General features: G+C 71.3%; 12 protein-coding genes. 3 read left to right on the plus strand and 9 right to left on the minus strand.

Features of this window, described 5'->3' with window-relative positions; genetic code table 11:
• Nucleotides 1-2: 2 nt before the first annotated feature.
• From ADK86_RS37520 to ADK86_RS37545, 6 genes are all read right to left on the minus strand, one after another.
• The gene (locus ADK86_RS37520; protein ID WP_053700651.1) at nucleotides 3-1,250 is read right to left on the minus strand and encodes an aminotransferase class I/II-fold pyridoxal phosphate-dependent enzyme; all 1,248 of its coding nucleotides are present in this window, start codon (nucleotides 1,248-1,250) and stop codon (nucleotides 3-5) included.
• Complete coding sequence (locus ADK86_RS45355; protein WP_053700663.1) at nucleotides 1,247-3,382, minus strand: condensation domain-containing protein; 2,136 nt, start codon at nucleotides 3,380-3,382, stop codon at nucleotides 1,247-1,249. Before ADK86_RS45355 ends, ADK86_RS37520 begins: the two co-directional genes overlap by 4 nt.
• Nucleotides 3,383-3,887: 505 nt before the next feature.
• On the minus strand, nucleotides 3,888-5,576 hold the full coding sequence (locus ADK86_RS37530) for a thiamine pyrophosphate-binding protein (RefSeq protein ID WP_053700652.1): 1,689 nt from the start codon (nucleotides 5,574-5,576) through the stop codon (nucleotides 3,888-3,890).
• 5 nt (nucleotides 5,577-5,581) lie between these two features.
• Nucleotides 5,582-8,179, minus strand: coding sequence for an aldehyde dehydrogenase family protein (locus tag ADK86_RS37535; RefSeq protein WP_234346297.1), 2,598 nt, complete (start codon nucleotides 8,177-8,179; stop codon nucleotides 5,582-5,584).
• Between the two features lie 474 nt (nucleotides 8,180-8,653).
• Entirely contained in the window at nucleotides 8,654-9,571 is a 918-nt protein-coding gene (locus ADK86_RS37540; protein ID WP_053700654.1) for an acyl-CoA thioesterase, read from the minus strand.
• A gap of 33 nt (nucleotides 9,572-9,604) precedes the next feature.
• Nucleotides 9,605-12,118, minus strand: a complete 2,514-nt coding sequence (locus tag ADK86_RS37545) for a DEAD/DEAH box helicase (protein ID WP_053700655.1) — start codon at nucleotides 12,116-12,118, stop codon at nucleotides 9,605-9,607.
• Between the two features lie 172 nt (nucleotides 12,119-12,290).
• Between ADK86_RS37545 and ADK86_RS37550 the strand changes: the two genes are divergently transcribed.
• On the plus strand, nucleotides 12,291-13,085 hold the full coding sequence (locus tag ADK86_RS37550) for a metal-dependent hydrolase (RefSeq protein WP_030587792.1): 795 nt from the start codon (nucleotides 12,291-12,293) through the stop codon (nucleotides 13,083-13,085).
• Nucleotides 13,086-13,149: 64 nt separating this feature from the next.
• On the opposite strand, the gene ADK86_RS37555 is transcribed toward ADK86_RS37550, so the two are convergent.
• Together ADK86_RS37555 and ADK86_RS37560 are read right to left on the minus strand one after the other, a co-directional pair.
• Nucleotides 13,150-14,931, minus strand: a complete 1,782-nt coding sequence (locus tag ADK86_RS37555) for an ABC transporter ATP-binding protein (RefSeq protein WP_053700656.1) — start codon at nucleotides 14,929-14,931, stop codon at nucleotides 13,150-13,152.
• Nucleotides 14,928-16,763 carry an ABC transporter transmembrane domain-containing protein gene (locus tag ADK86_RS37560; protein WP_053700657.1) on the minus strand — a complete coding sequence of 612 codons (1,836 nt, stop codon included), beginning with the start codon at nucleotides 16,761-16,763 and terminating at the stop codon, nucleotides 14,928-14,930. The genes ADK86_RS37555 and ADK86_RS37560 overlap by 4 nt, the downstream gene beginning before the upstream one ends.
• 246 nt (nucleotides 16,764-17,009) lie before the next feature.
• Here ADK86_RS37560 and ADK86_RS37565 point away from each other — a divergent pair, with 246 nt between their 5' ends.
• Complete coding sequence (locus tag ADK86_RS37565) at nucleotides 17,010-17,744, plus strand: L,D-transpeptidase family protein (protein WP_053700658.1); 735 nt, start codon at nucleotides 17,010-17,012, stop codon at nucleotides 17,742-17,744.
• A gap of 123 nt (nucleotides 17,745-17,867) precedes the next feature.
• On the opposite strand, the gene ADK86_RS37570 is transcribed toward ADK86_RS37565, so the two are convergent.
• Nucleotides 17,868-19,346 carry a Gfo/Idh/MocA family protein gene (locus ADK86_RS37570; RefSeq protein WP_053700659.1) on the minus strand — a complete coding sequence of 493 codons (1,479 nt, stop codon included), beginning with the start codon at nucleotides 19,344-19,346 and terminating at the stop codon, nucleotides 17,868-17,870.
• A gap of 338 nt (nucleotides 19,347-19,684) precedes the next feature.
• On the opposite strand from ADK86_RS37570, the gene ADK86_RS37575 reads away from it, so the two are divergent.
• Nucleotides 19,685-21,034, plus strand: coding sequence for an alpha-amylase (locus ADK86_RS37575; RefSeq protein ID WP_053700660.1), 1,350 nt, complete (start codon nucleotides 19,685-19,687; stop codon nucleotides 21,032-21,034).
• Nucleotides 21,035-21,048: the final 14 nt, after the last annotated feature.

Consider the following 21,048-nt stretch of genomic DNA (forward strand, 5'->3'; position numbering starts at 1 on the left):
CCTCAGACCCCGAGGCGCCGTCGGTAGGTGAGGAGGGTGCGCAGGAAGCCGTCCATCTGCTCCTCGGTGTGGCCCGCGTGCGGGAACAGGCGCAGGAGCGCCTGGTTGCGTGAGACGGCCGGGTAGGAGAAGACGGGTACGAGATAGCCGTCCTCGACGAACCACTCGCGCATTTGCAGGGCGGCGGCGTCATTTCCGATCGGCACCGAGAGCATGTACGACTCGGTCGGCAGCGTCGGCGAGCCGGCCTCGTGCATTTGTCGGCGAAGGCGTGCGGCGTGCGCCAAGTAGTTGTCGACGATCTCCGGTTTGTTGGCGAGGACGTCGATCGTGCGCTCGGCGGTGTACGCGGTCGGCGGCTGGATGGCGGCCGTGAACATCGAGGTGCCGGAGAGCAGTTCAAAGGCGTCGATGGCCGCCGCCGGTCCGGCGATCGCGCCGCCTTCCAGGCCGATGGCTTTCGACAGGGACACCATGACGAAGTCGGCCCGTTCGCGGATCGCGGCCGCCTCCCGGGCGTACGGACGGTTCTCGGGCCCGTACACCATGAAGCCGTTCGCATCGTCGATCATGCTGATGGCGCCGTGCCGGTCGCATTCATCGATGATTTCCACGATCGGCCCCATGGTGCCGTCGGCCGAATAGAGGCTTTCGGCGATGACCACGGTCTTGCGGGACCGGACCCGGTTCAGGATGCGTGCCAGGTCGGAAACGTCGTTGTGCCGGAACGCGTGGACGTTACGGCCGTAGCCAAGCCCCTCCAGGCCCTTCCAGATACTCCAGTGGACGTCACGGTCGACCACGAAAACGGTGTCGCGATTACGTACCTCGATCCCGGCATCGAAGCGCGCGGCACTGCTCATGGCGTGGACGAACCCGATGTTGGCCAGCAGCCCCGTGGCGAAGCTGATGGCCCGCTCCTTGCCGGTGTGACGGGCGATCGTCTCCTCCAGCACCTGGTGCGGGCGGCAGATTCCCTGGGTCATCCTGGATCCGCTGGTACTCAGGCCGTGGGCGAGCGCCCCTTCGGCGAAATAGCGTCGTACCGGGAGATGGCGCTCCAGATCGAGGAAGCTGATACTCGCGAAGTTCACCAGCTCGCGGCCGTTGCGGACGATGGTCGGCCCGACGGGACCGTCCACCACCGGCGGGCGGTAGGCCGTGTCGTGGGTGTTCGCCTCGACGAACTCGGCGAAGGCCCACGGGGCCAGGCGGTCCACGGACGGGGCAGGGATGTGGGGCGCGGTCATGGTGAGGTTTCTCCTCCACGATGGGCGCGGGGCGGTAAGGGCTCCAGGGCCGCGGCAAGATGGCCGAGCGAAGCCGTACCGGCCAGCTCGTCCGATGCGATCCCGGTGAAGCCGGACCGGTGAAGCAGCGCCAGCAGACGGGGGACGGCGACCAGGGTGACTCCGTGGTCGGCTAGGCAACGGTTCATGTCCACGGCGATCGGGCTGTCGGAGGAACCGACCGGCAGACCGTCGGGGCTGCCGGGTCCGTCGGGGCCGTCGGGTCCGCCGGGACCATCAGGTCCGACAGGACCATCGGGTTCGGCGGGACAACTGGGCCCGACAGGACCGCCGAGTCCGACGGGACACCTGGGTTCGACAGAACCACCAGGACCAACGAGGCCGCCGGATCCAACGGCAGCCACAGCGGCGACCACGGCGGCAGCCAGTGCCCGTTCAGCCTCCGTCGCAGGCGGGCGCGACAGGACCCCCGGGGCCCCGGGACCGCCGGTAACGGTGCAGGAATGATCGGACGGACGGCCGGACCCGAGACCGTCCAGGGACAGGACGTAGCAGCCCGGGGCCACGATGCCCGGCACTTCGTCGAGATGGTCCAGAACGTGACGGTGCAAGTCATCGGGGGAGACATCAGGGGCGGTGTGCGCGTACGCGACGAGGTGCGGTTCTCCGCCTTCCCCTGCGGCCTCCCCGCTGGGCGCCACCGTTACGTCGAGTACTCCGGGATGGCCGCGTAAGACGTCTTCGACCCTGGGCACGCACACCCAGCCCTGCGGGGCGCGCCACCACCCGGAGGCGGCCGGTGTGAGCGAGCGTTCCGGAACCGGGCACGCGGCGCCGTCGGCGAGCGCGCGCAGGAGTCCGCACAGGCGGACGGGCAACGCCATGGCCTGCTCGGCGTCGAGCAGGTGATCCCCGACGGTGACATCGAGGGTGACGACCCCCGCGTCGAGGCCGAGGTCGACGTAGAGGGTGTCGCAGGGCTCGTCGGGCGCGCTGCGGATCCAGGTGACGGGCCCGTTCGGCGGGGAATTGTACGCCGGGACCAGGTAATCCCGTGGCCACGAATAGCAGTTGTACTCGATGGTGGGTACGGTCACCACACCTCGGCGGCGGTCCATACGTGCCTGGGCGGCGACCAGCTCCGCGGGGCGCCACTGACCGTGCCGGTAGGCCGCGGCGGAAGCGGCGGCGACCGAGGCGACCACCTCGCCGAACACCGCGCCCGGGCGGAGATCGATCTGTACCGGAACCGTCAGCGCCCGGACGCCGATGCTGTTCCGCAGAGCGGCACGGGCCCGGTTGGAGACCACCACCGAGGCGAGGAAGCGGTGTTCGCCGGTACGCGTGGCGACGTCATGGGCCAGCGCCGCGAGCATGACGACCTCCGGGCTAACCCGATAGCGCCGGGCGACGCGGGCGAGGTCGTCGTACGCGTCCACCGAGCGGTGCTGGAGGCGGTGGCGCCCGTCGCCCTCGTCGGTCCCGCCGAACGGGGCCAGCACGCCGGTCGGGTTGCCCGAGAGACGCGTGAGCCACTCACGCTCCGCCGCGCGGGCGCGTTCCAGGGGCTGGGCGGTGACGGTGTCGAGGGGGTGCGCCAGTGCCTCCGCCGGTGCGTCATCACCGAGCAGTTGATCGTGCAGTTGGTTGAGCAGTACCGCCAATCCCCACCCGTCGATGAGAACGTGGTGAGTGGTCATCAGGACTGCACGCGGCTTTCCCGCCTCCAGCAACACCCTGGCCAGCCAGGGCGGATTGCGCTCGGGATCGATCGGGCGGGCGGCCAGCGCCGCCGTGGCAGCCTCCAGAGTGTCGGCGTCGGCGGCGGGGACGTCCACGCAGTCGACCGGCAGCGGGGCCCAGTCCGCGCGGTGGACGTGTTGTATCGGACGGAGCGGGTCGATGGTGGTGCGCAGCGCCTCGTGGCGGGCGGTGAGGGATGCGAGCGCCCTGTGGATGTCGGCGACGGTTGCGGAGGGCGGTACGTGGCAGTGGTCGGCGAGCGGCGTCGGATTCACCCGCCGTGGTCCGGGAATGGTGCGCTCGTACCAGTGCCACTGCTGGACCCAGGTCAGCGGCCCGCTGCGGGTGACGGTGGCGGGGCTCGGGGGCGGTTCCGGAGGGTGATTCACGGCCGGGACCTCATACTGCTCGGGCCGCGAGAACGGCATGGTGGCCGCCGAAGCGGAACGTGTCGCTGAGCGTGGTCCGCATCCGCTCGTGGTGCGTATCGAACGGTCGGCACGTCGCGGTCGGGTTGTTGCGTCTGGGCAGCGCGCGGGCGGTTGTTGCCCACGAGACCGACGGTGGTGTCGCAGGCGCCGGCGCACGCCGCGCTCTGGGTACGGCTGGGTCCCGGTGTACCGAGACGCATGCCGATCTCGCCGGAAGCGCTGACCACGGTGGTCGTGACCTGGGTGAACGGCCCGTTGGACGGTGGCCCTTCGTCGCCCGGCACGTTCGCGGCGCGACGAAGGGCCACCGCACCGTTGCCACTGCCGATGATCGCGGCGCCCCCGGCGCCGGCCGTAATCGAAGCGTCCGGCATGCTCCCGGTCCTCCAGCGCCGTGGCGAGCGGGTGCCGCACGCACGGGGCGGCGCGCCAGCTGGGGCGTCAACCGGCTCCCCCGCACCAGTCACTGAGGAACCACCCCGGCGTCACGAAGCGGCGGGGCAATGTCGTCAGGTGCGACCGGCACCATGAGCACGGCTGTGCCGCCCTCCGAGCAGAACCGTCGCGCGGCAAGAATCTCCTTGGTCAGCGTGGCCTTGTCACGCAGCACCCGGTAGTGGATGTCCGGTCCGTCCACCACGGGCGGCGGCGCGCCCGGGCGGGTGAAGGGGTAGCGTTCGGCGTCGAGGCCGAGGCGGGCGCGTTGGGCGTCCAGCCAGCCGTATCCGCCGTTGCACAGCACCACGTACAGGATGCCGCCGTGGGCCGGAGCGGTGGCGGCGATGTCCGCGCGGGCCGCGAGGAACGCTCCGTCCCCGACGAACGCGGTGACCTCGTGGTCCGGGGCGGCCCGCTTGACCCCGATGGCCGCGGCCGCTCCAAAACCCAAGGGGGTCTGCTCCGACGGTACGAGGGACCCGCCGCCGACGTGGAAGGGGAAGCAGTAGGACCACATGTCCTGCAGCCCGTTCTCCTGGACCAGTACGTGGGCCTCGCCGGCGGTGGCGTCGAGCGCGGCGAGCAGTTCGGCGATGCGGATGCCCGGCAGCGCCGCCGCGCGGGTCAGTTCCGCTTCCACGTCGAGCGACATGGCCTTACGGGCGAAGGCGATCTTGTTCGCCCACACCTCCGTCGCGTCCGCGTGCCCGGCCTCACGGTCCTCGTCCAGCGCCCGTGTCCAGCCGAGCACGGCGTGCCGGGCGTCTCCGAGCACGCGCGGGCCGGGGAACTCGGCCGACAGCCCGCCCGGATCGACGTTGACCTGCACCACCGGGATCGGGGGCCACGGTGTTCCGCCTTCGACGACGGTTTCTTCGAGCCGTCCGGCGAGTGACACCACCAGGTCGCAGGACGACCACAGTTCACGGGCGGGGGCCGCGGCGTAGAGGCCCGCCACGCCGCAGAACAGCGGATGGCGCTCGTCGACGGCACCGCGGCCGGACGCGGTGGTGAAGAGCGCCGCGCCGAGGCGTTCGGCGAAGCGCTCGACCGCACCGCCGTCGTTGCGGTGCCGCATCCCGCCGCCCACCAGCACCACCGGACGCCGGCTCGCGCGGATCGCCGCCAGTGCCGGCCCCGGCGCCGCGGACATGGGCTCAAGGGCCAGCGGTTCGGGCAGCGTCGGCTGCGGCCCGGTGATCAGGATCTCCGCCGTGCGGACGTCATCGGGTATCTCCAGGTATACGGGGCCGGGCGGCGGCCCCACCGCTCGGGTCAGCGCCGTCACCGTCGCGGGGACGACCCGGTCCGGATGGCCCACCCGGTGCGCCCACCGCACGAGGGGTGCGGTCACGGCGACCTGGTCGAGTTCCTGGAATCCGCCGCTGCCCCGGCGCCGTTCGGGCACACCGGCGGCGAGTACGAGGACCGGCGCACCGGACTCCCGCGCTTCGAGCAGCCCCGTGGCCGCGTGCGTGACAGCCGGGCCTTTGCCCAGGGCGCATACGGCGGGCCGGCCCGACTGCAGCGCGTAGCCGGTGGCCATGTACATCGCGTTGCGCTGGTCGCGGCACGGCACGAGGTCCAGGCCGGCGGCGTCGAGGGCGCGAAGCAGCTCCAGGTCGTCGCCGGGCAGCCCGAAGCAGGTGTCGACCCCGTTCGCCACCAGCAGGTCCACGATCGCGGACCACGCGTCGGCGTACCGTTTGCTCATCCCGGTCACCTTCCACGCACCGCGACGGGGGCGACCGTCGGGAGATGCTGTGCCACGGCCTGTGAGATGAGCAGGGGTTCGGCGTGCCGTTCGCCGCCGTAGGAGAGGTAGTTCGCCATCAGCCCGAATCCGCCGAACGGGTGATTGCCGTCCTCGGCGTCGAGCAGCGTGTGGTCGACGCAGGTCCGGTGACGCTTGGACAGGACTTCCACCGTCTCCGGATCGTTTCCGTAGACCATCGCCCCCAGAGCGCGTTCGCTGAAGTAGGGACTCGACAGCCGTTCACGCAACCGCCGCGCGCTGGGATAGGCCACGACGTTGAACACCGGGGCGAACATCTCGTCAAGGGGGATCTTGTCGTCGAAGCCCCACAGCAGCACGGTCGGCTCGACCTTGCGCGACGGCAGATCGATGCGCCCGCCGTGCCGGATGCGACGTGCATGGCGCACCAGGTAGTCCGAGCAGTTCACCAGCGCCGAGTCGTAGCAGATCGGACCGTAATCGGCGGCCGGGTCGCTATTCTGCCCGAAACGCAGCGACGCCAGTTTGGCGGACAGCAGGTCGAGGAATTCCTCGGTGCGGCCCTGCGGCGCGAACACGACGTCGGGACCGAAGCAGTCCTGGCCGGAATTGTAGAGACGGATACTGGTGAGGTCGTCCACGGCGTGCTTGAAATCGGCGTCGGGTGCGATCACGAAGGGGTTGATGCCGCGGCCGAAGAAGAGGAAGAGCTGGTCTTCCGCCAGCCCTTCACGGATCGTCTCGGCGTGGGAGTAATTGCCGGTGAAGACGAGGAGGTCCGCGTCGCGTACCGGGCCGGTCACGAACTTGCGCTGGCTGAGTGCGAAAAGCTCGATGGGTAAGCCGTGCACCGGCGCCAGCAGATCGTGCAGGCGCTGTAGCTGGCTTTTGATTTCGGAGGACGGCCTGAAGGTGATCCTGTCGGTGTAAAGGGAGGCCACGAGCATGTAGAGCGCGTAGGAATAGAGCGGGATGTTGGAGGGCATGAAGACCGCGGCCCGGGGCACGCAGCCGGGCCGGGTCCGGCGGATCTCCTCCTCCGCTCCGTCGAGGGTGGCGAGGAATGAACGGATCTCCGCGCGGGCGGTGTGGTGGGGTGAGATCTCGGTGAGGATGCTCAGTACCGCGTCTTCATTGGCGGCCACGTACCGGCGTACTGCGCGCAGCGCGTCGACACGGTCGGCGAAGGGAATGCGGTAGTCGGCCGCACCGGTGGCCGGTCCGGACGCGGTGGCGTCGGTGGCCGTGTGGTGCGGCGCGGGCAGCGAGGTCATGGCGATCTTCTCCAGAACGGCCGGGTCGGGCTTGCCCGTGCTCGTCAGGGGCAGCGCGGGAAGCACGACGATGTGGTCGGGCTGCTCGTAGCGGGCGAGCACGGGGCGCAGCACCCGCTTCCAGTGCGCGGGCTCATGACCGTCCGGGTCCGCGATCACGAACACCAGACGGCAGCCCAGACGCTCGTCGGGGACGGCGACGACCTCCGTATGTGCGCCGGCCGATTCGGCCCGCTCGGCGAGGTGGTCGGGAAAGAGCGTGTGGCCGTCACGGTGCACGGCGTGCTTGCGCCCGACCGGGAAGACGCGGCCGGCGCCGTCGAGCAGGCCGATGTCGCCGGTACGGTGCACGGGGCCCGCGACCGGCACCAGCTCCCCGTCGTCGCCCAGGTGGCCGGTCATCAGGCCGTCACTGCGTACGACGAGTTCGCCGAGCCGGCCGTGGGGCAGCGGCCTGCCGTGGTCGTCGTGGACTTCGACGACCACGCCGGGCAGTGGTGTGCCGCACCCGACCGGGTCGGTGGGCGGCGCCAGCGCGATGTTTCCCACCTCGGTCGCCCCGTAGCCGTCGAGCAGATGCCGGCCGACGCGGGCGTGGAACCGGGCCGCCAGGCTGCGCCCCAGTGGCGCGCCGCCCACGCACCAGGCCCGCACCGCCTTCAGCGCGTCCGCGAGAGCGGGACGGCGGTCGAGCAGATTGAGCAGGCTGTAATAGGTCGACGGGGCCGCGTCGACGATGGACAGGCCGTGGTCCACGCCGACCGCGAGCGCACGGTCCAGGCGCGTGGCCGGCCCGTAGACCACGAGCGTGCCGCCGTTCAGCCACCAGCAGAGGACCAGCGACAGACCGTATTGGTGGGAGTACGGCAGGACGGGCAGGAATACGTCATCGGACCGGTATCCCATGCGTTCCGCGCTGAGTGCGAGGTTGTCCAGAATGGAGCGGCCCGAGCGGACAATGCCTTTGGGACTGCCCGTCGTGCCCGACGACCAGGAAATCGCGGCGTCCTGGCGCCGCGCCCAGGCCGCGACATCGGGCCCGGCCGCGGTGCGCGAAGCGGGCCGTGGCGCCGCGGTGCTGCCCGTACCGTCGCTGATTTCCAGGACCACGCGCGCCTGGGCGCGGATACGTGAGTGCTGGGCCGGGGTGGCCCGGTGATCGGCCAGGACCACCGAAGCGTCCAGGTGAATGAGCGCGAGTAAATCGACAACCCATTCCGGGGAATTGGCGCCGCTCAGCATCACCCGTGAACCGGGGCCGACGCCGCGGTGTGCAAGAAGTTCGGTGGCACCGAATACACGGGCCACGATGTCGTCTGTCTCCCAGATGCGCCCTTCGGGCGAAATCAAGCGCCTTAAATCGGGCAACGCGTACTCCTCAACGCCAGGGCGTGTTCGACTCCCTGGACGTATGTGTGGGTAAGCCCAAAATCGCGCGATAACGTCAGCTTCTGTTCAACGAGTGACTATCTCATACCTGTAGACCGGTGTCGAGTGCCGCTATGACGCTTTGTTGCACCCGTGGGGTCGTTGAGTATGTCGTGGCAGAAGGGATGTGTGGCGAGTGGCCGGTTCCGATCGGTGAATTCCGGGCGCGGTTCGCGGGCCGGTTCATCGGGCGGAGCCGAGGTCCCGGATGGTGTCTGAACTGCGGGAACTTCTCGATGAGACGGCGCGCAGGGAAAACTGGACCTTGGCGGAAGTTGCCGGTTGCCGTGCCGGGAATTCTCATTCTTTGAAACCCGGCGGCGAAGGCTCGGCTCCGCCGAGTGGGAAATCCGCTCAGGACTCCCCGCCCGCCTCCTCCCCGTACGGCCGTTCCAGGCTCGGGGCGTTGGTGTGGGGGCGGAGCAGGCCCTCCTGGACGACGGATACGAGGAGGTTGCCCGCGCGGTCGTAGATGCGGCCGCGGGCCAGGCCGCGGCCGCCGGTGGCGATGGGGGACTCCTGGTCGTACAGGAACCACTCGTCGGCGCGGAAGGGGCGGTGGAACCACATCGCGTGGTCGAGCGAGGCCATGTCGAAGCCGCGCGGGCCCCACAGCGGCTCGATCGGGATGCGGACGGCGTCCAGCAGGGTCATGTCACTCGCGTAGGTCAGCGCGCACGTGTGGATCAGCGGGTCGTCGCCCAGCGGTCCGACCGCCCGCATCCACACCGCGCTGCGCGGCTCCGCGCCCTCGATCTCCTCCGGCTTCCAGCGCAGCCGGTCGACGTAGCGGATGTCGAACGGCATGCGGCGGGCCATCCGGTCCAGCGCCTCGGGCAGCCCGCCCAGGTGTCCGCGCACCTCGTCCGCGACGGTCGGCAGCTCCTCCGGGGGCGGCACCTCGCGGCGCATCGGCAGCTGGTGCTCGACGCCCGGTTCGGGCTGGTGGAAGGACGCGGTCAGGTTGAAGATCGTGCGTCCCTGCTGGACGGCGACGACCCGGCGGGTGGTGAAGGACCGGCCGTCCCGTACCCGCTCGACCTGGTACACGATCGGCACCCCGGGCCGCCCGGGGCGCAGGAAGTACGCGTGCAGCGAATGCACGGGCCGGTCGCCCTCCGTGGTCCGCCCGGCCGCGACCAGTGCCTGTCCGGCGACCTGCCCGCCGAAGACGCGCTGGAGGCTTTCCCGCGGGCTGCGGCCGCGGAAGATGTTCACCTCGATCTGCTCCAGGTCCAGCAGATCGACCAGGCGCTCGGCGGGGTTGGTCATGACCGTATGTCCTCCGTCAGGTGTTCCGGCAGCTCAGAGCTGCCCCACATCGGTGACGCGCACCACCGCGCGCCCCTCCTCGTCGGAGGCCGCCAGGTCCACCTCCGCGGAGATGCCCCAGTCGTGGTCGCCGTTGGGGTCGGCGAACGTCTGCCGCACCTTCCACAGCCCGTGCTCGGGCTCCTCCTGAATCTGCAACAGCTTGGGGCCGCGCGCATCCGGACCGGTGCCCAGCTCGTCGTACTCGTCCCAGTACGCGTCCATCGCCTCGCCCCAGGCGTCCGCGTCCCAGCCGGACTCGGCGTCCATCTCGCCGAGCTCCTCGACCTTGTCCAGCGCCGCCAGCTCGACCCGCCGGAAGAGGGCGTTGCGGACCAGTACGCGAAAGGCGCGCACGTTGGTGGTGACCGGCTTGACCTCGTCCGCGTGCTCCATGGCCTCCCCTGCGGTCTCCTCCTCGGGGTTGGCCAGCTGTTCCCACTCGTCCAGCAGGCTGGAGTCCACCTGGCGGACCATCTCGCCCAGCCAGGCGATGATGTCCTCGAAGTCCTCGGACTTCAGGTCGTCCGGCACGGTGTGGTCCAGCGCCTTGTACGCGCTCGCCAGGTAGCGCAGGACGATGCCCTCGGTGCGCGCCAGCTCGTAGAACGAGGTGAACTCGGTGAAGGTCATCGCGCGCTCGTACATGTCGCGGATGACCGACTTCGGCGACACCGGGTGGTCGCCGACCCACGGGTGGCTCTTGCGGTAGAGGTTGTAGGCGTGCAGCAGCAGTTCTTCCAGCGGCTTCGGGTACTCGACGTCCATGAGGCGCTCCATGCGCTCCTCGTACTCGACGCCGTCGGCCTTCATCTGGGCCACCGCCTCGCCCTTGGCCTTGTTCTGCTGGGCCGCGAGGATCTGCCGCGGGTCGTCGAGGGTGGACTCCACCACCGAGACCATGTCCAGCGCGTACGAGGGCGACTGCGGGTCGAGCAGGTCGAACGCGGCGAGCGCGAAGGTGGACAGCGGCTGGTTGAGCGCGAAGTCCTGCTGGAGGTCGACGGTCAGGCGGACGATCCGCCCCTCCGCGTCCGGCTCGTCCAGGCGCTCGACGATGCCGCCGTCCAGCAGCGAACGGTAGATCGCGATGGCGCGGCGGATGTGCCGCAGCTGGTTGCGGCGCGGCTCGTGGTTGTCCTCCAGCAGCTTGCGCATCGCCTCGAAGGCGTTGCCGGGCCGCGCGATCACGGACAGCAGCATCGCGTGGGTGACCCGGAAGCGGGAGGTCAGCGGCTCCGGCTCGGCGGCGATCAGCTTCTCGAAGGTGTTCTGGCCCCAGTTGACGAAGCCCTCCGGCGCCTTCTTCCGCACGACCTTGCGGCGCTTCTTGGGGTCGTCGCCGGCCTTGGCGAGCGCCTTCTCGTTCTCCACGACGTGTTCGGGCGCCTGGGCGACGACGAACCCGGCCGTGTCGAATCCGGCCCGGCCCGCGCGGCCCGCGATCTGGTGGAACTCCCGCGCCCGCAGCGTGCGCACCCGCGTCCCGTCGTACTTGGTGAGAGCGGTGAACAGCACCGTACGGATGGGGACGTTGACGCCGACGCCGAGCGTGTCCGTGCCGCAGATCACCTTCAGCAGCCCGGCCTGGGCGAGCTTCTCGACGAGCCGGCGGTACTTGGGCAGCATGCCCGCGTGGTGGACGCCGATCCCGTGCCGGACGTAGCGGGACAGGTTGCGGCCGAACTTGGTCGTGAAGCGGAAGTTGCCGATCAGCGCCGCGATCTCGTCCTTCTCGGCGCGGGTGCACATGTTGATGCTCATCAGCGCCTGCGCCCGCTCCACGGCCGCCGCCTGTGTGAAGTGCACGATGTAGACCGGGGCCTGCCGGGTCTCCAGCAGCTCGGTCAGGGTCTCCGTCAGGGGGGTCGCCCGGTACTCGTACGACAGCGGTACGGGCCGGGTCGCGGACCGTACGACCGAGGTCGGCTTGCCGGTGCGCCGGGTCAGATCCTCCTCGAAACGGGACATGTCGCCCAGAGTTGCCGACATCAGTACGAACTGCGCCTGCGGCAGTTCCAGCAGCGGGATCTGCCAGGCCCAGCCGCGGTCCGGTTCGGCGTAGAAGTGGAACTCGTCCATGACGACCTGGCCGATGTCGGCGTCCTTGCCGTCCCGCAGCGCTATGGAGGCCAGCACCTCGGCCGTGCAGCAGATGACCGGCGCGTCCGCGTTGACGGAGGCGTCGCCGGTGAGCATGCCGACGTTCTCCGTGCCGAAGAGCTTGCACAGGTCGAAGAACTTCTCCGAGACCAGCGCCTTGATCGGCGCGGTGTAGAAGGTGACCTCGTCACGGGCCAGCGCGGTGAAGTGCGCACCCGCCGCGACCAGGCTCTTTCCCGATCCGGTGGGGGTGGACAGGATGACGTTCGCCCCCGAGACCACCTCGATCAGCGCCTCCTCCTGAGCAGGGTAGAGCGCGATGCCCTGCTGTTCGGCCCAGCTCGAAAAGGCTTCGAAGAGGGCATCGGGGTCGGCGTCGTTCGGGAGATGATCGATGAGGGTCACGCCCCCATACTGCCTTGGCCGGGTCCGGATCCGACAACCGGCGGGTCGGACCTAGATCAACAAAGGCTACGCTGTGTCGCCGGCCCGGCGTCAGAAATCCGGGCCGCGGGCCCGCTGCCCCCTCGACGGACGCCGGGCCCGGTGTCCAGTCAATCCGGGATGGGGAACGACGATGATGGGACCGGCGCACTCGCTGTCCGGGGCCGCGGCCTGGCTGGGGGTGGGTGCGGCGACGGCGGCCGCGGGGTATCCGATGCCCTGGCCGGTCCTCGTCGTCGGCGCGCTGATCTGCGCCGGCGCGGCGCTGGCACCCGACCTCGACCACAAGTCGGCGACGATATCGCGCGCCTTCGGACCGCTCTCGCGCACGCTGTGCGGCGTGGTCGACGCGCTCTCGCACGCCGTCTACAAGGCCACCAAGATGCGCGGCGACGCCCACCGCTCCGGCGGCCACCGCACCCTCACCCATACGTGGGTGTGGGCCGTCCTGGTCGGCGCCGGCATGTCACTCCTGGCAGTGCAGGGCGGGCGCTGGGCGGTGCTCGGCATCCTCTTCGTCCACATGGTGCTGGCCATCGAGGGCCTGCTGTGGCGGGCGGCCCGGGTCTCCAGCGACGTCCTGGTGTGGCTGCTGGGCGCAGCGACGGCCTGGATCCTCGCCGGAGTCCTGGACGAGCCGGGCAACGGCGCTGGCTGGCTGTTCACCGACCCCGGCCAGGAGTACCTGTGGCTGGGCCTGCCGATCGTGCTGGGCGCGCTGGTCCACGACATCGGCGACGCGCTGACCGTCTCCGGCTGCCCGGTCCTGTGGCCCATCCCGATAGGCCGCAAGCGCTGGTACCCGGTGGGCCCGCCGAAGGGCATGCGCTTCCGCGCCGGGAGCTGGGTGGAGATCAAGGTCCTGATGCCCGTGTTCATGCTGCTGGGCGGGATCGGCGGGCTGGGGGCACTGGGGTACCTCGGATAGCGGGGCCGCACTTCGGGCGCCCCGGCCGGGCGGGGACCGGTCCGCCCCCGCCCGACCGCGTCCCCTATCCGTGCCAGGACCGCCACAACGCCGCGTACGCCCCGTCCGCCGCGACCAGTTCCTGATGGCTGCCCAGTTCGCTGATCCGGCCGTCCTCCACCACCGCGATCACATCCGCATCGTGGGCCGTGTGCAGCCGGTGGGCGATGGCCACGACCGTACGGCCGTCCAGCACCCGGCCCAGTGAGCGTTCCAGGTGCCGGGCCGCGCGCGGGTCCAGCAGGGAGGTCGCCTCGTCCAGGACGAGGGTGTGCGGGTCGGCCAGGACCAGCCGGGCCAGCGCGATCTGCTGGGCCTGGGCCGGGGTGAGGGCGTGGCCGCCGGAGCCGACCTCGGTGTCCAGGCCCGCTTCCAGGGCCCGCGCCCACTCGTCCGCGTCCACCGCCCCGAGCGCGGCCCACAGCTCCGCGTCCTCGGCATCCGTACGGGCCAGCAGCAGGTTGTCGCGCAGCGAGCCCACGAAGACGTGGTGCTCCTGGTTGACCAGCGCCACGTGCGCGCGCACCCGCTCCGCCGGCATCCGGGACAGCTCCGCGCCGCCGAGCGTGATCTCGCCGGTGCGCGGCGCGTAGATCCCGGCGAGCAGCCGCCCGAGCGTCGACTTGCCCGCCCCGGAAGGACCGACCAGCGCCATCCGCGTGCCGGGCCGCACCCGCAGCGAGACCTCGTGCAGCACGTCCACGCCCGCCCGGTAACCGAAGCGCACATCGTCCGCCCGCACATCCCGGCCGTCCGGCTCGGCCCGCTCGTCGGCGGCGTCCGGCTCGATCTCCCGTACGCCCACCAGCCGCGCGATGGAGACCTGGGCCACCTGGAGCTCGTCGTACCACCGCAGGATGATCGACACGGGCTCGCTCATCATCTGCGCGAGCAGCGCCCCCGTCGTCAGCTGTCCCGGAGTCAGCCAGCCGCGCAGCACGAACAGGCCGCCGAGCAGCAGCACCGCGACCAGGATCAGCACATGCGTCACATTGACGACCGGGAAGAGCACCGAGCGCAGGTAGAGGGTGTAGCGCTCCCACTGGGTCCATTCGCGGATGCGGCGCTCGGAGAGCCGGATGCGGCGCGCGCCCAGCCGGTGCGCCTCGATGGTGCGCCCCGCGTCCACCGACTCGGTCAGCGCGGCCGAGACCGCGGCGTACCCGGCAGCCTCCGAGCGGTAGGCGTGCGGGGCGCGCTTGAAGTACCAGCGGCAGCCCACGAGCAGCACGGGCAGCGCGATGAGCACGGACAGGGCCAGCGGCGGCGCGGTGACGGTCATCCCGCCGAGCAGCAGCGCGATCCAGACCACGCCGATCGCCAGCTGCGGCACGGCCTCGCGCATCGCCTCCGACAGCCGGTCGATGTCCGTGGTGATGCGGGACAGCAGGTCGCCGGTCCCGGCCCGCTCCAGCACGCCCGGCGGCAGGGCGACGGACCGTACGAGGAAGTCCTCGCGCAGGTCCGCCAGCATCTCCTCGCCGAGCATCGCGCCGCGCAGCCTTACCAGCCGGACGAACACGGCCTGGACGGCCAGCGCGAGGACGAACAGCGCGATCGTCCACTCCAGATGGAGGTCGCGCACGCCGTTGCCCAGGTCCTCCACGACGTTCCCGAGCAGGAACGGTCCGGCCATGGAGGCGAGGACGGCGACCGCGTTGACGGTCACCAGCAGGACGAAGGCCCCGCGGTGCCGGCGGACCAGCCCGCCCACATAGGCGCGTACGGTCGCGGGCGAGCCGACCGGCAGGGTCGCGGCCGTCCGCGGGGCGTCCGGATCGTGCTCCGGTGGCGCCAGGCCGATCATGCGGTCTCCTCGATCTGGTCGGTGCCGGTACGGGCGAAGTGCCCGCCGGACGCGGCCCGGCCCGCCAGGGAGGCGGCCTCCGGCCCGTCGTCCGCGTCGGTCTCGCGGGTGACCACGGCGCGGTACGCCGCGTTGCCGCGCAGGAGTTCACGGTGGGTGCCGGTGCCCGCCACCCGGCCCTCGTCGAGGAGGACCACATGGTCGGCGCGGTCCAGCAGCAGCGGGCTGGAGGTCAGGACCACCGTCGTACGGCCGGTGCGCAGCGCGCGCAGCCCGTCCGCGATCCGGGCCTCGGTGTGCGAGTCGACGGCGCTGGTCGGCTCGTCCAGGACCAGCACCTCGGGGTCCGCGACCAGCGACCTCGCCAGCGCCAGCCGCTGCCGCTGCCCGCCGGACAGCGACCGGCCGCGCTCGGTGATGTGACTGGCCATCGGGTCGCCGGAGCCGTCGGCCGAGCCCTGCGCCAGCGCGGCCAGCACGTCGCCGCACTGCGCCGCCGCCAGCGCCTCCTCGGCCCGTACGGACCCGGACGCCGGGATGTCCAGCAGCTCGCCGAGCGTCCCGGACAGCAGGACCGGGTCCTTGTCCTGGACGAGTACGGCGGTGCGGGCGGCCTCGCGCGGTACGTCGTCCAGCGGCGTGCCGCCGAGCAGGACCGACGGCGTGCCCTCGGGCGCGTCGGCGGGGTGGCCGCCGAGCCGGTCGGCGAGCCGTCCGGCCGTGTCCGGGTCGCCGCACACCACGGCGGTCAGCCGTCCGGCCGGTGCGCGTACCCCGCTGACCGGGTCGGCCAGGTCGCCGCCGAACGTGCCGGGCGCGGCGATCCGCCCGTCGGCCGGACGGCGCAGCGCCAGCACACGGGCGGCGCGTTTGGCCGACGGCCGGGAGAAGGAATACGCCATGGCGATCTCTTCGAAGTGCCTCAGCGGGTACAGCAGGAAGGTGACCGCGCTGTAGACGGTGACCAGTTCACCGACCCGCACCCGGCCGTCGAGGGCGAGCCCGGTGCCGTACCAGACCACCGCGATCAGCAGGAGTCCCGGGAGGAGTACCTGTACGGCGGAGATCGTGGACCACATGCGGGCGCTGCGTACGGCGGCCCGGCGGACGTCCTGGGACGCGCGCCGGTAGCGGCCGAGGAAGAGTTCCTCGCCGCCGATGCCGCGCAGGACGCGCAGGCCCGCGACGGTGTCGGAGGCCAGCTCGGTGGCCCGGCCCGCCTTCTCGCGCTGCTCGTCGGCGCGGCGGGTGGCGGGCGGCAGCAGCGGCAGGACGGCCAGCGCCAGTACGGGCACGCCCACGGCCACCACCACGCCCAGCGCGGGCTGGTGGACCACCAGTGCCACACAGACGCCGACGGAGGTCAGCGCCGCGGCGCCGAAACGCGAGACCGCCTCGACGAACCATCCGATCTTCTCCAGGTCACCCGTGGACACCGCCACCACTTCTCCGGCGGCGACCCGCCGGGTCATGGTGGAGCCCAATTCGGTGGTCTTGCGCGCCAACAGCTGCTGGATGCGGGCCACGGACGTGATCCAGTTGGTGACCGCGGCCCGGTGCAGCATCACGTCACCGACCGCCACCAGAGCGCCGAGCAGCAGCAACAGGCCGCCCGCGAGCAGCAGCCGGGAGCAGGAGCGGTCCACGACGGCCTGTACCGCGATACCGACCGGGACGGGGAAGGACGCCACGCCACCGGTGTGCACCAGCCCCCAGCACAGTGCTTTGGTCTGGCCGCCGAGCTGCTGCCGGTACAGCCACCGCAGCAGCCGGCCGCCGGAACGGACGTCCGGGACCCCTGGATCGGCATGGGGAAGGTCGCGAATGTGCATGGTTTCCCAAGGTCGGGGCCGACATGCGGCGCTTCGGGTGTACGGGCGTCGGGCCGGGCCGGGAGCCGGCGGCCGGTCCGCGTCGTCGTGCTGCGGCGGGGCCGCGCGCGGCAGGAAGAGGGGCGCGGCCGTGGGAGGGCCATGGAAGACTGGCGCGTCACGGCGCCCTGATTCAACAGGTTTTCCGCACGGGCGCACCCAACGGGCCATGTCGGTCAGGCCCGTACGTGCCGTCCTGGTGCCACCATGGGAATCATGCGAACTGCGGGCTGCATGGTACGGAAGGCCGCGGTGGCGGCAGTGGGGCTGGCCCTGCTGGCGGGCTGCGGCACGGGCGGCGGAACGGCGGACGACGAAGGCAAGGGCAACGACAGGCGCAAGGCCGAGGCCGCCGCGTACTCGAAGGATCTCCCGGGGGTGGGGGCGCAGCTCAGAGCGCGCATCCCCGCCGAAACGCGGCAGGTCGTCGCCGTGTACGGCAAGGGCGCCGACTCGCCCGACGCCACGCTCGTCCTGTACACGAAGACGGCCAAGGGGTGGCACCGTACGGCCGACTGGCCCGCGCACAACGGCAGGAAGGGCTGGACCACCGACCACCACGAGGACGATCTGCGCAGCCCGGTCGGCGTCTACAGCCTCACCGACGCGGGCGGCGTGCTGCCCGACCCGGGCGCGAAACTGCCGTACACCCACTCGGCGGCCTTCACCCCGCCCCCGTACTGGGAGAAGAAGACCCGGCACGACTTCGACCACGTCATCGCCGTCGACTACAACCGCGTCAAAGGCACCTCGCCCCTGGACCCGACCCGGCCGCAGGGGCAGAAGAAGGGCGGCGGCATCTGGCTCCACCTGGACCACGGCAGCGGCACGTCCGGCTGTGTGAGCATCTCCAAGGCGGGCCTGGTCACACTGCTGCGCACCCTCGACCCGCGGCAGCGTCCCGTCGTGGTCATGGGCGACCGCGCGCATCTGGCGGCCTGAGGGGCGCTTGCGGGCGGCGCTTACGAGTGACTTGGGCGGCGCTGCCGAGCCGCCGGAGCGGTGCGGGGGCCGGGCGCGGCTCCGCCCGCCCGGCCCCGCTCCGTCACGCCGCCGGCTCGCTCGTCACGCCGTCGGCTTGGGGGAGTCCACCCCCTGCCGCGGCTTGCGCCACAGGCCCCGGGTGAAGTCCGGGAACTCCTGCGGCTCGCCCTTCGCCTTGATGGAGGCGTGGCTCAGCATCACCGGCGCGCTCCAGGTCGCCGCGTCGTAGACGTCGAAGTCCGGTACCAGACCGAGCTGGAAGCACTGCATGATCCGGAACAGCATGATGTAGTCCATGCCGCCGTGGCCGCCGGGCGGGTTGGCGTGCTCCTTCCACAGCCAGTGGTCCCACTCGGCGTACTGGCTGAAGTCGCCCCACTGGTCGTTGCTCTGGTCGGGCTCGATGTAGATCCGCTCCGGGTAGTCCTCGAAGACGCCCTTGGTGCCGCCGAGGCTGTTGATGCGGCTGTACGGGTGCGGCGTGGACACGTCGTGCTCCAGCCGCAGCACCCGGCCCTTGGCGGTCTGCAGGAGGCTGAAGGTGCGGTCGCTCTCGATGTACGACTCCTTCCAGCTCGGGTCGCCCGGCGGCATGTGCGCCGCGCGGTATTCCGCGAGCCCCAGCGCGGGCGTGCCGTAGCTGGACATGCGCACCACCCGGTCACCGCGGTTGACGTCCATGTAGTTCGCGATCGGCCCGAAGCCGTGGGTCGGGTAGAGATCACCGCGAAGCCGGGTGTGCCACAGCCGCCGCCACGGCCCCTCGTAGTACGTCGGGTCGAACATCAGCTGGCGCAGGTCGTGGTTGTACGCGCCGGCGGCGTGCAGCAGCTTGCCGAAGCGGCCCGCGTGCGCCATCCGCAGGACGCGCATCTCGTTGCGGCCGTAACAGCAGTTCTCCACCTGCATGCAGTGCCGGCGGGTGCGCTCGGAGAGGTCGACCAGGTCCCAGAGATGGTCCATGCGCATGGCGACCGGGCACTCCACGCCGACGTGCTTGCCGGCCAGCAGCGCCGCCTTGGCCATCTCGAAGTGCCAGTCCCACGGGGTGGCGATGTAGACGAAGTCGAGGTCGCCGCGCTCGACGAGGTTCTCGAAGTCGTGGTCGCCCTTGCTGTAGACGGCGGGCGCCGGCTGTCCCGCGCCGGTGACCAGCTGGACGGCCTTGGCCGCCTTGTCCTTGACCGGGTCGCAGACCGCCACGACCCGTACGCCCGGTATGTCGAGGTACAGCGGCAGCATGCCCATGCCGCGGTTGCCCAGGCCGATGATGCCGACCCGTACCGTGGCGCGCCGCTCGAACGGTACGCCGATCATGGTTTTGTGCTTGCGCCGGGGAGCCGCTGCTTCCCAGGCCGCCGCCGCCGCTCCGGCCGCCTGTCCGGTCCCGGCCGCCGCGGCGCTGCCGGTGCCCAGCCCGGCGATACCGAGCCCGGCCCCCGCCGCCCCGGCGGTCCACAGGACGGAGCGCCTGGTGGGTCTCGGTCCTTCGTGACCGGCGGGGTCCTCGGGGCCGTCGTGCTCGTGGGGCTCGTGGCGCTGCGATGGTGCCTCGTTCATCGGTCCTCCAGGGGAACGGATGGTGCGTGGCGGAAGCGTGAACCTCGCAGAGGACCTTGGCGGTTGAGTGGCACGGGGCACAAGAGGGCCGCCCGGACGGGATGCCCCGTACGGGCGGCCGCGGTCCGGCCGGTACGGGCCCGAGGCGACGCGACCCGCTCCTTGCGCAAGGGGCCGAAAAGCCTTGCGAAAACCCTTGACGGGTCAACCGGCGGAACGGCAGGCTCCGTCGGACATTCCCCCCACGGCAGCCCGGAACACGGCTGCCCGCGCGGAGCCGGCCGGCGGTGCCCCACCACCGGAGACCGGCCGCTCCCGCCTGCCGAAGGAGCCGCAGCATGCAGCGTCGTGCCCGCACCCTCGCCGGCGTCCTGGCCGTCGCCGGCCTCGCCGCCGCCACGCCCTGGACGGCGCAGGCCGCACCGCCCGGCCCGAAGACCGTCACGGCCACCCTCTTCGAGCGTCCCTTCGTGCAGGTCGCCACGGCCTGCACGGACCAGCTCGGCCCGGCCGGATACGGCTACGTCGAAGTCTCGCCCGCCACCGAGCACATCCGGGGCGGCCAGTGGTGGACCTCGTACCAGCCCGTCGGCTACCGGATCGCCGGACGGCTCGGCGACCGCGCGGCCTTCAAGAAGATGGTCGACGCGTGCCACGCGGCCGGTGTACGGGTGATCGCCGACGCCGTGATCAACCACATGGCCGCCGGCTCCGGCACCGGTACGGGCGGCACGGCGTACACCAAGTACGGCTACCCCGGCCTCTACGGCGACCGTGACTTCCACGCATGCCGCAAGGACATATCCGACTACACCGACCGCGGCGACGTGCAGAACTGCGAACTCGTCGGCCTCGCCACCGGCAGCGACCACGTGCGGACCGCGATCGCCGGATACCTCGACGACCTGCGGTCGCTGGGCGTGGACGGCTTCCGCGTGGACGCCGCCAAGCACATGGCCGCCGCTGACCTGGCGGCCGTCAAGGGCCGGATGAAGGACCCCGGCTTCTGGGTGCAGGAGGCCGTGTACGGCGACGGCGAGGCGGTACGGCCCGAGGAGTACACCGGCACCGGAGACGTCGACGAATTCCGGTACGGGACCCACCTCAAGGCCGCGTTCCAGGGCGGCAACCTCGCACAGCTGAAGTCCGTGGCCGACGGGAAACTGGACGGCGGGCACGCCCGTACGTTCGTCGACAACTGGGACACCGAACGCAACGGCTCGACGCTCACCTACAAGGACGGCGCGGCCCACCTCCTCGCCAACGTCTTCATGCTCGCCTCGCCGTACGGCTCACCGAACGTCCACTCCGGCTACGCGTGGACCGACAAGGACGCCGGCCCGCCCACCGGCACCGACGGCTGGACCGGCCTGCACGCCCGGCGGGAGATCACCGCCATGGTCGGCTTCCGCAACGCGGTGGGCTCCGCGCCGCTGACCGACTGGTGGGACAACGGCGGCGACGCGATCGCCTTCGCACGCGACGGCAAGGGCTTCGTCGCCCTCAACAACGGCGACGCGGCGCTGGAGCGGACGTTCGCCACGTCCCTGCCCGCCGGAACGTACTGCGACATCCTGCGGGCCGCACCCGACGCGTGCGACAGCCACACGGTCACCGTCGGGAACGACGGGACGGCCCGGCTGACGGTGCCGGGGAAGGGGGCGGTGGCGCTGCGGGTCGGGGGGTGAGGGAGCGGGGGCGG

Origin of the sequence: Streptomyces sp. NRRL F-5755 (genome assembly GCF_001279365.1) — a bacterium.
Classification (GTDB): domain Bacteria; phylum Actinomycetota; class Actinomycetes; order Streptomycetales; family Streptomycetaceae; genus Streptomyces; species Streptomyces rimosus.